Annotated in this window: 7 protein-coding genes and 12 tRNA genes; 11 read left to right on the top strand and 8 right to left on the bottom strand. The window is 40.2% G+C overall.

What is annotated here, in order from left to right; genetic code table 11:
• Positions 1-5: 5 nt before the first annotated feature.
• The 7 genes from PSH54_RS14280 to PSH54_RS14250 form a co-directional block, all read right to left on the bottom strand.
• Positions 6-81 (bottom strand) — tRNA-Val (locus PSH54_RS14280).
• Between the two features lie 45 nt (positions 82-126).
• A tRNA-Val gene (locus PSH54_RS14275) sits at positions 127-202 on the bottom strand.
• Positions 203-235: 33 nt separating this feature from the next.
• Positions 236-311 (bottom strand) — tRNA-Val (locus PSH54_RS14270).
• Between the two features lie 49 nt (positions 312-360).
• Positions 361-436 (bottom strand) — tRNA-Val (locus PSH54_RS14265).
• Positions 437-584: 148 nt separating this feature from the next.
• Positions 585-660, bottom strand: a tRNA-Val gene (locus tag PSH54_RS14260).
• A gap of 49 nt (positions 661-709) precedes the next feature.
• Positions 710-785: transfer RNA gene (locus tag PSH54_RS14255), tRNA-Val, on the bottom strand.
• Between the two features lie 146 nt (positions 786-931).
• Positions 932-1,007, bottom strand: a tRNA-Val gene (locus PSH54_RS14250).
• Between the two features lie 960 nt (positions 1,008-1,967).
• Between PSH54_RS14250 and PSH54_RS14245 the strand changes: the two genes are divergently transcribed.
• The 6 genes from PSH54_RS14245 (at position 1,968) to PSH54_RS14220 (ending at position 3,560) form a co-directional block, all read left to right on the top strand.
• Positions 1,968-2,043, top strand: a tRNA-Ala gene (locus PSH54_RS14245).
• 36 nt (positions 2,044-2,079) lie between these two features.
• Positions 2,080-2,155: transfer RNA gene (locus PSH54_RS14240), tRNA-Glu, on the top strand.
• Positions 2,156-2,296: 141 nt separating this feature from the next.
• Positions 2,297-2,372 (top strand) — tRNA-Glu (locus tag PSH54_RS14235).
• Positions 2,373-2,459: 87 nt separating this feature from the next.
• Positions 2,460-2,535 (top strand) — tRNA-Glu (locus PSH54_RS14230).
• Positions 2,536-2,711: 176 nt separating this feature from the next.
• Positions 2,712-2,787: transfer RNA gene (locus tag PSH54_RS14225), tRNA-Glu, on the top strand.
• A 506-nt stretch (positions 2,788-3,293) separates the two neighbouring features.
• The gene (locus tag PSH54_RS14220; protein WP_024034161.1) at positions 3,294-3,560 is read left to right on the top strand and encodes a DksA/TraR family C4-type zinc finger protein; all 267 of its coding nucleotides are present in this window, start codon (positions 3,294-3,296) and stop codon (positions 3,558-3,560) included.
• Positions 3,561-3,597: 37 nt separating this feature from the next.
• Here PSH54_RS14220 and gloA read toward each other — a convergent pair whose 3' ends face one another.
• Positions 3,598-3,996 carry a lactoylglutathione lyase gene (gene gloA / locus PSH54_RS14215; protein ID WP_004589277.1) on the bottom strand — a complete coding sequence of 133 codons (399 nt, stop codon included), beginning with the start codon at positions 3,994-3,996 and terminating at the stop codon, positions 3,598-3,600.
• A 939-nt stretch (positions 3,997-4,935) separates the two neighbouring features.
• Between gloA and PSH54_RS14210 the strand changes: the two genes are divergently transcribed.
• From PSH54_RS14210 to PSH54_RS14190, 5 genes are all read left to right on the top strand, one after another.
• Positions 4,936-5,814, top strand: a complete 879-nt coding sequence (locus PSH54_RS14210) for an NAD(P)-dependent oxidoreductase (RefSeq protein WP_024034160.1) — start codon at positions 4,936-4,938, stop codon at positions 5,812-5,814.
• 146 nt (positions 5,815-5,960) lie between these two features.
• The gene (locus tag PSH54_RS14205) at positions 5,961-8,219 is read left to right on the top strand and encodes a chondroitinase-B domain-containing protein (RefSeq protein ID WP_273606399.1); all 2,259 of its coding nucleotides are present in this window, start codon (positions 5,961-5,963) and stop codon (positions 8,217-8,219) included.
• Between the two features lie 2 nt (positions 8,220-8,221).
• Positions 8,222-10,441 carry a heparinase II/III domain-containing protein gene (locus PSH54_RS14200; RefSeq protein WP_443197774.1) on the top strand — a complete coding sequence of 740 codons (2,220 nt, stop codon included), beginning with the start codon at positions 8,222-8,224 and terminating at the stop codon, positions 10,439-10,441.
• 5 nt (positions 10,442-10,446) lie between these two features.
• Complete coding sequence (locus PSH54_RS14195) at positions 10,447-10,791, top strand: cupin domain-containing protein (RefSeq protein WP_004589273.1); 345 nt, start codon at positions 10,447-10,449, stop codon at positions 10,789-10,791.
• Between the two features lie 3 nt (positions 10,792-10,794).
• Positions 10,795-12,102, top strand: coding sequence for an MFS transporter (locus PSH54_RS14190; RefSeq protein ID WP_273606398.1), 1,308 nt, complete (start codon positions 10,795-10,797; stop codon positions 12,100-12,102).
• Positions 12,103-12,113: the final 11 nt, after the last annotated feature.

Raw genomic sequence — 12,113 nt, 5'->3', positions numbered from 1 at the left:
ATATGTGGTGGGTGATACTGGACTTGAACCAGTGACCCTCGCCTTGTAAGGGCGATGCTCTCCCAACTGAGCTAATCACCCACATATAATAGGTATGACTTTATAAATTTAACGTTTAGCATAATTTGGTGGGTGATACTGGACTTGAACCAGTGACCCTCGCCTTGTAAGGGCGATGCTCTCCCAACTGAGCTAATCACCCAAATTATATATTTAATATGCACCATTCTAAGAATGGTGGGTCGTACTGGACTTGAACCAGTGACCCTCGCCTTGTAAGGGCGATGCTCTCCCAACTGAGCTAACGACCCATATTAAATTTTAAAACGCGACTATTAATATAATAATAGGCTTTATATGTGGTGGGTGATACTGGACTTGAACCAGTGACCCTCGCCTTGTAAGGGCGATGCTCTCCCAACTGAGCTAATCACCCACATATAAATTAAAACGCTACTATTAAATAAATAGTACTGGACTTTAACCAGTGAACCTCGCCGTTACTTGGAAGTAGCGGTAATGCTCTCTTTTTCTAGCTGAGTAATGACCCATTTAGATTTGTGTAATATGCACCATTCTAAGAATGGTGGGTCGTACTGGACTTGAACCAGTGACCCTCGCCTTGTAAGGGCGATGCTCTCCCAACTGAGCTAACGACCCATATTACAATTTTAAAACGCGACTATTAATATAATAATAGATTTATATGTGGTGGGTGATACTGGACTTGAACCAGTGACCCTCGCCTTGTAAGGGCGATGCTCTCCCAACTGAGCTAATCACCCACATATAAATTAAAACGCTACTATTAAATAATAGTACTGGACTTTAACCAGTGAACCTCACCTTCTTTTACTTAAAGCAGTGACGCTCTCTTTTGTAACTGAGCTAACAACTCATATAGAATTTTAGATGTGTACACTTAATAAAGTGGTGGGTGATACTGGACTTGAACCAGTGACCCTCGCCTTGTAAGGGCGATGCTCTCCCAACTGAGCTAATCACCCACATCTAAACAACATTACATTGCTGCGTTGTTGTGGGGCGCTATTATAGATAGAGTTGCAAATGTGTCAACACTTGAATGATAAAAATGTGCTGAATGAAGGTTTTATAAACAGTGTAGGGTGGTTGGCGTTTACTTTATCATCAAATTTAAGTTGTTAGGGTAAATTAACAGCTGAATCTGAACTAAGTGACTGCCTTATTTTTACTTACAATAAAAAGCATTGCTTAAATAAGCTAATAAAAGGCGATGTTGAAATTGATACAGTAAGCGTGACGTTTTATCAAAAAGAAGATTGATGACTATATAAGGTTTTAAATTATTGAACTGGTATACGGTACTTTTTAAAAGGTACGAACACGTTAAAGGGCATAAGCAGTTATCTGTATTGCCATTAGTGCGAATAAACTTTAATTAACGCCATGGGTTTTGGCACAATGACAACAAAAAAGAGCCTATTACCCAAACTGGAACATAGTGTTTAAAAACAGCACGAATTACTTGCTAGCACTTTTAACGACGGCCTAATTCACTTCAATTTTTATATGTGTGTACAAGCAACTTAAAAAGGGAAGGGTTGAGCATTTAATAATAAGGTTATCGAATAGAGCCCTCGCATTTTAATAACACACTTAAATGCGGGGTTTAGCCTTGGTTTTAGTACTTTTTTAACCCCAACTCAATTTGCATATAAATGTATACCTTTTATGTTAAACATTATTACTTCATCAACGAGGTATAAATAGATAATTAACCTGTTTATAGTACTGTGAGATGAAGTACAGGCCAAATTTTGTCGAAATTGTATTTTTTTGCATGTCTGATAGCCAGTTTGTTGAAAATTAAACCATTTAAATAAAGTGGCATAAAAAACTGTTGACTTTATTTTGGGGGGTGCATAGAATGCGCCCCGCACTCAGCGATACACAACGTGTTAAACACGTTAGGTATTAAAAGGTTTGGGGCTATAGCTCAGCTGGGAGAGCGCTTCGCTGGCAGCGAAGAGGTCTGCGGTTCGATCCCGCATAGCTCCACCAAATCTTTGTGCATGTCCTAGGGTAGCAGTTTTCTGTGTCCCCATCGTCTAGAGGCCTAGGACACCGCCCTTTCACGGCGGTAACAGGGGTTCGAATCCCCTTGGGGACGCCATCTAACAAATAGTTAGGCGTGGTTTTACCAAGAGAATAGCGTAACACTTAAAGCTCGAGTCTTTATGTGTATTAAACGTATTACCTTAGCACCTCATGATATGAGTTAAACTTATCAATTGTCCTAGTGACACTTTTTAGTGTCCCCATCGTCTAGAGGCCTAGGACACCGCCCTTTCACGGCGGTAACAGGGGTTCGAATCCCCTTGGGGACGCCACTTACTATTTATAGTAAGGTAGTGTTGTTAATAAAACTCGTCTGAAACGAGTCAAACCATTCAGTTGTCCTAGTGACACTTTTTAGTGTCCCCATCGTCTAGAGGCCTAGGACACCGCCCTTTCACGGCGGTAACAGGGGTTCGAATCCCCTTGGGGACGCCACTTACTATTTATAGTAGGGTAGTGTTATTAATAAAACTCGCCTGAAACGAGTCAAACCATTCAGTTGTCCTAGTGACACAGAAAACGTTTTTGAGAAGATAATGCCATTCGCCTCGCAGGCTCGGTCTCATCTTACTTAGAAATAGCAAATCAGTGATTTGCAAAGCAATTTCTGCGTCCCCATCGTCTAGAGGCCTAGGACACCGCCCTTTCACGGCGGTAACAGGGGTTCGAATCCCCTTGGGGACGCCACTTACTATTTTAGGTGATGTATAAAGCAGTGTGACACCGCACTCTCTATGCACGACGTTATCAAGAGTACTAATCTATTGAGACGCCACTTACTATTTTAGTAGTGTATAAAGCTATAGCTTCCTCAGCGCTATCCAGCGCATTAATTTCTACCGTTTATCCGTTAAAATTTTAGTTTTACACTTTTAATTTTCTTCAATATCTAAAAACCTATCTATTTAATTAATAATCACCTACGTATAACTTCTTTGGCTTTCAAGACCGATCCGCAATAATAATTATTCATTTACAGTGATAAATATTTTTGCTAGCTGCGTTAAAAATACATACTTATAACTGCATGTGTAGATAAAATGGATAGCACAACTAAATTACAAATTACTCTTAACCATATTTATTCATCCTTTAAATAGCTTACTCAATAAAGCCAATACAAAATATTCAGCATTTATAAAGCGCTGTGCTGCTAGCCTTTTAGTTTAATTTCTCATTATTAGGAGTTAATTATGGCAAGTGGTTGGGCGCGTGATGGCGCAATTCAAGATCAAATCGATGCAAGTGTTAATGACGCAGTGCAATATGCAAGGCAAAATTTAATCTCAGGCGCGAGTGCTGAATTCTGTGATGAGTGTGATTGTGAAATACCACAGGCACGCAGGTTAGCGCTGCCAGGTGTTAGGCACTGTGTGGCGTGTCAAAGCGAGCTTGAGGCTAAAGGCAAAGGCGTTGCTGGCGTAAACCGCCGAGCAAGTAAAGATAGCCAACTAAGGTAAAGGTGCGACTAGGCACCTTTTTGATAAATTTTATTGCCTAGTGAGCTTTGTTCTTCTTTTTCTGAATAAGCTCAATTGAATAGCCATCAGGGTCTTTCACAAAAGCAATTTCTGTTGTGCCGCCTTTTACTGGCCCCGGTTCTCGACTGACGTTTCCACCAGCGGCCTTTATGTCGTCACATGCCTTGTATATATCGTCAAATTCAATAGCTATATGGCCATATGCATTACCAAGATCGTAGCTATTCTCATCCCAATTATAAGTAAGCTCTAACACAGTATTACTATCCTCTTCACCATACCCTACAAAAGCTAATGTATAACGATACTCTTCGTTGTCAGAACGGCGTAATTCTTTCATTCCTAAAATCTGTGTATAAAAAGAAAGTGACTTTTCTAAGTCGGCTACACGCAACATTGTGTGTAATAAACGCATTTAGGTTACCTCTGTGAGTTTAAATTTAAATAGGTGTGGAGCATAGCGTCTTTATGGGGTATCCATAACCGCATTGCAAAGGCCAGAGCCTGCCATATACCTAGGGGCTTATTTTACCTCAACTGTGAACAATAAGTTTATATTAACCAGCTATTTGCGCACTCATTGCGTCAAATTTACTTGCAATAAGCCTAGCTATTGCCGCGCAAGTGGCTTTGCCTTCACTGAAAACCTCGGCTTGTGAAATAAATTAAAATATCAGTACGATTTAATACGTAAGTAAACTTCTTAACCTGAGTTCGGGCAATTTAAGCTAAATGTGGGCAAGGCTAGGCATTTACAACCACGCATTGCCATAATATTAGCACACTAAATTAGTGGTATTACCAACAATGGGTTAGTGCACAATGTAATTATAGCCACGCTATTTATACGAGTTTATAAAGTTGTTGCACTTATTGGTCAACCTATTTTTTATTAAGCTCTAACCAAAGAAGGGAAAAGTGCGTTGAATTAATTTGATTTCCATACTACCTATAACTAATTGTTTATTATTGTTATTTTGTTGATTTAAAATAAATTGTAAATTACCTTGGTTTACAAAGTTAACTTATTGGTTGACAAGGTTGGTGTATGGTAATACAGTTTTTACATACCAATTGGTAAGTTGCTTGGTTTTAGCTTCTCCAAGGTATTAATAAATAATCAAAGCAATGCTAAGCATAACGAAATAAATACGTAACCGGTCAACAATATACAGCGTGTAATCACTCTGTTTTTATTCGCTCAAATGGTAATAACGCGGCGGGTTACCTATTCAAACGAACATGCTCAGGGTTACTTTAGCAAATTGAATTAAACGACACAGCGTATCTATTTATGGGGTAAATCATTACTCGTACTCATAAAAGCACGCGCCATCATATTTAGGAGTTATTCATGTCTAAACCAGTAATCGGTTTTATCGGCCTTGGCTTAATGGGCGGCAATATGGCCGAAAACTTACAGAACAAAGGCTATGAGCTTATTGTTATGGATTTAAACAAAGATGCGGTTGCTGCATGCGTTAGCAGAGGTGCAAAAACAGCAAGCACTGCAAAAGAGCTTGCACAAGGTGCAGACATAATTATGTTTTGTTTAACAACATCAGCAGTTGTTGAAAAAATTGTGTACGCAGAAGATGGCATTTTAGCGGGTATTAAAGAAGGCGCGGTATTAATTGATTTTGGTACATCAATTCCTTCATCTACTAAAAAAATTGGTGCTGATCTAGCCGCTAAAGGCGCAGGCATGATTGACGCACCACTAGGGCGTACTCCAGCCCATGCTAAAGACGGCCTATTAAATATTATGGCAGCGGGCGATATTGACACCTTCAATAAAGTTAAACCTGTACTTGAAGATCAAGGCGAAAACGTATTTCACCTAGGTGAGCTAGGCGCAGGGCATACAACTAAGTTAATCAATAACTTTATGGGTATGACCACGGTATGTGCTATGTCACAAGCGTTTGCTGTAGCAGACAAAGCGGGTGTAGACCGCCAGCAACTATTTGACATTATGTCGACAGGGCCTTCTAGCTCTCCATTTATGCAATTTTGTAAAAACTACGCGGTAGACAATGTAAGCGACCTTGGTTTTTCAATTGCCAATGCAAACAAAGATTTAGGCTACTTCCTACAAATGGTTTCAGACCTTGGGACTGAATCAAAAATTGCTGAAGGGTCATCTGCTAACTTACAAGCGGCATTTGATGCAGGTATGGGGCAAGGCAACGTACCAGAAATTTTTGATTACTTTAAAACTCTAGAAAAGTAATACCGACAACATTGGGTGCTTTAACGTAGTTAAAGCACCAAAACACACACAACATCAATTGGCTAGATTTAACCTGCTTTGTGCAATGAGTGCAGCATTACTATTGATAAGGCATTACTTCCGGTCACACTGAAAAAGAGTTATCTATGCGTTTAATTAATATAATAAAGCTTAGCCTAGTTCTTATTGGGTGCACATCCACACAATTGGCAGCCAAAGATTATTTTGTAGACACTAAACAAGCTTTTCAAGAAATCTCTGACAAACTCGTTGCCGGCGATAAAATAACTCTCAAAGACGGTACGTGGTCTAATTTCGAAATTTTATTACAAGGCCAAGGAACCAAAAACGCCCCTATAAAGCTTACAGCGCAAACCAAGGGTAACGTTATTTTATCAGGGCAATCTAATTTAAGACTGGCGGGTTCGTATTTAGAAGTGTCAGGACTTGTATTTAAAAATGGTTATACGCCTAGCTCAGCCGTTATTGAATTTCGTAAAAATAAAGATGAGCTTGCTACTCACTCCCGCGTAACACAAGTCGTTATCGATAACTACAATAACCCCGATAAACGAGAATCAGACTATTGGGTGGCTCTATATGGTAAACACAATCGTTTTGATCACAGCCACTTAGTAGGTAAACGTAACAAAGGCGTTACGGTTGCTGTAAGGCTTAATAGTGAGCAAAGCCAACAAAACCACCATCAAATTGATCATAACTTCTTTGGCTATCGTCCTACTTTTGGATCTAACGGCGGTGAAACACTGCGCATTGGTACTAGCCACTATTCATTAAGTGATTCATTTACCGTAGTTGAAAACAACTACTTTGAACGTACTAACGGCGAAGTAGAAATAATCTCGGTTAAATCAGGGAAAAACCAAATCCGCAATAATGTGTTTTTTGAGTCTCGCGGCACACTAACGTTGCGCCATGGTAATGGCAATATTATACAAGAGAACGTTTTTTTTGGTAACGGTGTAGATCACACAGGTGGCATTCGCATCATTAATAAAAACCAAACAGTAAAAAATAACTACTTAGAAGGTTTAACAGGCTACCGTTTTGGCAGTGGTTTTACGGTTATGAACGGCGTACCTAACTCACCAATAAATCGCTACCATCAGGTAGAAAACGCGACAATTGAAAACAATACCTATGTAAATGTGCGTCATATACAACTTGGCGCAGGTAGCGATAGCGAGCGTAGCGCTGCACCAATTAATAGCGTAATGATAAATAACCTTATTATTAATCAAAATGGCGAGCAGCCTTTTACAACCTTTGATGATGTAAGCGGTATTAAATTTAGTGAAAATGTAGCTAATACCCAGGTATTAAAAGAGTTAAATTACGGTGTTAAACAGCAAAATGTAACACTAACCAGAGCTAGTAACGGTTTACTGTATCCTGAATCAAGCAAAATTAGTGCAGGTGCTAAACGCGGTTTAAAGGTGCTAAAAAAGGCCGATACCGGCGTTAGCTGGTATCCAAAAACAGAGCAAGTTGTGGCATTTGATACGGGTAAAACTCACCAGGTTAAAGCAACTGCAGATGCCTTACTTAACGCAATCAATGCAGCCCAAACGGGTGATGTATTAGAGCTTGCAGATGGACAATACGATGTATCTAAACTCGTTAAAATTACAAAAGTGCTTACCCTCAAGGCTAAACATACTGGCAAAGCTAAGCTGACCTACCAACGCTCCACCTTATTCGAAATTCATGATGGCGGTAGCTTAAAGCTAGATGGTTTAGTTATCTCGGGTGAAAACGCACCTGATGCCATTAATAATAGTGTGGTACGTACTAAAAAGTGGGGCATGGTTGATAACTACCGCTTTGAAATACACAACTCACAATTAACTAATCTTGATATTAATCACTCATTTCACTTTTTTGTAACGGGTAAAGGGGCGATGGCAGATGAAATCACGTTAGTAAATAACACCTTTAAAAATGTAACTGGCGATATTTTACGTCTTGATACCGAAATAGAAGACTTAGGTATTTATAACGCAGAGTATGTAACACTTAAAAGCAATACCTTTAATGAGGTAGCCGGTGGAGTCGTTAAGTTATACCGAGGTGGAAGTGATGAAAGCACCTTTGGTCCGCATTTATTAATGACCAATAACACCCTAACTAAAGTAGGTTTAGGTAAGCGCAACAAGGCGCAAGCGAGTGTGTATGCGCACGGTGTACAAGTCACAAATATTGTAAGCAACGTATTTGAAAAATCGGCACCGATTAAAATTGAGCACACGGTTGGTGAGCCAATAACAGCCATTACAGATAACACCTTTGATGCATCTCAAGCGCCAAGCGTAAAAGAGTTACGTGTAGCGGGCCCGCACACGGCAACGATTAAAAATAACAACGTTTTAAATAAGGTGAACTAACAATGATGAATTTAACCCCAAATAAGTCATTATTTAAAACGCTGGGTGTTACTGTAAGTGCCTTAGTTTTATCGATAAACGCCTACGCAGCGCATCCAAATTTGGTAATAACCAATGATGATGTACAGCAAATGCGCCAAGCAATTAGCAACAATGAACAGGGTAAGTTTGCCACCGCATTTGCAGCGCTTAAAGCACAAGTGGATGAGCAAATTAAAAGCCCTATAACAGTGCCTGTACCAAAAGACGGTGGGGGAGGGTATACCCACGAACGACACAAAAAAAATTATCAGCTTATGTATAACGCCGGTGTTATTTATCAGCTAAGCCAAGATGATAAATACGCTCATTACGTACGTGATATGTTGCTTGAGTATGCCAAATTATACCCAACACTTGATGTACACCCTAAGCGCAAAGTTAAGTCGCAAAACCCAGGTAAACTATTTTGGCAAAGCCTTAATGAGGCCATGTGGCTGGTTTATACCATTCAAGCATACGATTTAGTGCATGATGCGTTAAGCGCCGCTAATATTAAAACCATCGAAAATGACTTACTGCGCCCAGTATCGTTATTTTTATCACAAGGCCAGCCATCAACCTTTAACAAGGTACATAACCATGGTACGTGGGCTACAGCCGGTGTAGGCATGGCAGGGTATGTGTTAGATGAACCTGAGTGGGTCGAAAAGTCTCTTTACGATTTAGATAAATCGGGCGAGGGTGGCTTTATTAAGCAGCTAGACATGCTGTTTTCGCCACAGGGCTATTACAACGAAGGTCCTTATTATCAACGCTTTGCACTACTTCCGTTTGTTACCTTTGCTAAAGCAATTGAAAACAACGAACCGCAGCGAGACATTTTTGAATATCGCGATGGCATATTACTTAAAGCCATTGATACTACTATTCAGCTAAGCTATAACGGTTTGTTTTTCCCGATAAACGATGCAATTAAAAGTAAAGGTATAGACACAATAGAGCTGGTACACGGTGTAACAGCCGCTTATGGTTTAACACACGATACTGGTTACTTAGATATAGCTAAAAAGCAAAATCAAATAATACTATCTGGCGATGGCCTAAAAGTGGCTCAAGCACTGGATAAAAATAAGCAAACCCCTTATGAATTTAAATCGGTAGCGTTTGGCGATGGTAACGATGGCGAGCAAGGGGCGTTGGTAGTAATGCGTACGCAAACTGGTGGCGACCAAGCACTTTTATTTAAACCTGCCGCACAGGGTTTAGGGCATGGACATTTTGATAAATTAACTTGGCAGTTTTACGATCATGGCAATGAAATTGTGTCTGATTATGGCGCTGCACGTTTTTTAAATGTTGAGGCTAAATACGGCGGCCGTTACCTACCAGAAAACGAAACTTACGCAAAACATACCGTGGCACACAATACGGTTGTGATTGATGAAACCTCGCATTTTAATGCAAATGTTAAAGTGGGTAATAACAATCATCCTACGCTTAATTTCTTTGAAACAAACCAATACGGAACGGTGTCAAGTGGGCAAATAAGCACCGCTTACAAAGGTGTTGAGCTTGAACGCACCTTAGCATTAATTAATTTACCTATGCTTGAAAGCACGCTTGCAGTTGATATTTTTAATGTGACTGCAGATTCCTCCCATAAAATTGATTTACCACTGCATTACAAAGGCCAATTAATTGATACCAGCTTTGAGTTACTTGGTAACACCAAAAGCTTAGCTGCGCTGGGTGATAAAAATGGCTATCAACATTTATGGTTAAAAGCACAGGCGCAACCAGATGAAGGCCTAGCAAAGGTAACGTGGTTAAACGACAACGGCCGTTTTTATACACAAACAAGCCTAGTAAAAGGGGATGAGTCTTTCTTATTTACGCAAATAGGGGCAAACGATCCACACTTTAATCTTCGTAACGAAAATGGCTACATTCGCCGTGTAGAAGGTAAAAAACAGCATAAATTTATTTCAGTACTTGAGCCTCACGGTGAATACAACCCAAGTAAAGAATATACCCTAGAGGCTGTTAGCCGTGTATCGTCACTTAAGTATGACGCGCAAGAGCACTTAGACCTAATTGAAGTTAAAGTAAAAAATAATACCTATTTGGTTGCTATCAACAAAGCCGATAAAGCAGCTAAACACACATTCACATATCAAAATAAAGCATTCACCTTAAATGGCCGCCTTGGCGTTTATGCGATGAAGAATAATCAGGAGTAAACAGGATGCAAAAGCAAAGTGCACACTTTTCATTTGGTAACGAAACCGAGATTGAAGATTTAGGTAATGGCTTAAAACGCCAAATGCTTGGCTATAACGAAGAGCTAATGGCCGTGAAAATTTGGTTCTCAGAAGGGGCTATTGGTTATAACCATGCGCACAGGCACTCGCAAGTAACGTATGTGGTTGAGGGTGAGTTTCACTTTAACATTGATGGCGTAACTAAAATCTTAAAAGCGGGTGATAGCTGTTTTATTCCTCCTTTTGCTGATCACGGTGCAACGTGCCCAACTGGCGGTATACTGATTGATACCTTTAGCCCAGCTCGCGAAGACTTTCTTGAGGAATAACCTATGAAAATTCAAGGCTTACGCTGGTGGGTTATAGTGCTAATTGCACTTGCTACCATTATTAACTACATAGACCGTCAAGCGCTTAGCGTTTTATGGCCAGACATTGTGGAAGAAATGTTCCCTGATGAATCTGCTTTAGAGCGTAAACAAATTTACGCTAATATTTCTATAGTATTCGTATTTGCTTATGCATTTGGCCAAGCTATTTTTGGCAAAATTTTTGACTGGGTTGGCACGCGTTTAGGTTTTGTGCTTTCAATTGGTGTGTGGTCATTAGCCACTGTTGCCCATGCTTTTGCACAAGGGGTGCTTAGTTTAAGTATTTTCCGTGCAATTTTAGGTGTAGCCGAAGCTGGTAACTGGCCCGGTGCAGCTAAAGGTAATGCCGAGTGGTTTCCAATTAAAGAGCGTGCTTTAGCGCAAGGTATATTTAATTCTGGCGCAGCCATTGGTGGCATTATTGCTATCCCGCTTATTGCTTATTTAACCGTGTATTTTAGCTGGCAAATGGTGTTTGTATTTGTTGGTGCCTTAGGTTTTTTATGGTTAGTTCCTTGGATTATATTGGTAAAAGCGCCTCCAGGCTCTCACCCTTGGATAAGTGAAGAAGAGCGTGAGTACATTCTTACCGGACAAAGACGCGTTGATGATAACGGTGATGTAACAAGCGATGACGAAGAAGAATATAACCCTTCTACAGGCGAGTTACTCTCTCGTAAGCAAAGCTGGGGCGTAATTATAGCCTCTGCAGCTATCGACCCTATTTGGTGGTTATTCGTTTTTTGGATACCAATTTACTTAAACGAAGTGTATGGCATGGATGTTAAAGCGATTGGTATTTATGGCTGGGTTCCGTATGTAGGCGCTATGTTTGGTGCTTGGTTTGGTGGCTTACTTGCCCAAAACCGCCTCAAAGCAGGTTGGAATACCGATAAAACACGTAAGCTGACCATCACATTAGGGTGTTTAATTATGTTGCCGGCGCTGCTTGCAATGGCAAACCCAGGCGAGCCGGTAATTGCGGTACTTATTATGGCTGTTATTTTATTTGGTTTTCAAACCGCCATTGGTAACGTGCAAACCTTACCAAGCGACTTACTGGGTAAAAAAGCGGTAGGTACGTTGTCGGGCTTCTCTGGCATGGCCGCAAAATTAGGTGCTGTAGGCCTTACGTCATTGGTACCTATTTTAACAGCGGATGGTAATTATACACCGGCGTTTGTGATAGGCGCGTCTTTAGCGATTATTGCAATGGCAGCTGTATGGATTTTAATTCCAAAAATTGAACCATTGAAAAAGCCTAACTAATTTGTTGGCAA

The sequence above is a fragment of the Pseudoalteromonas sp. Angola-30 genome (genome assembly GCF_028599215.1).
Taxonomy (GTDB): domain Bacteria; phylum Pseudomonadota; class Gammaproteobacteria; order Enterobacterales; family Alteromonadaceae; genus Pseudoalteromonas; species Pseudoalteromonas atlantica.
The sequence above is the reverse complement of the archived record's forward strand: the minus strand, read 5'-3'. Positions and strand labels throughout refer to the sequence as shown.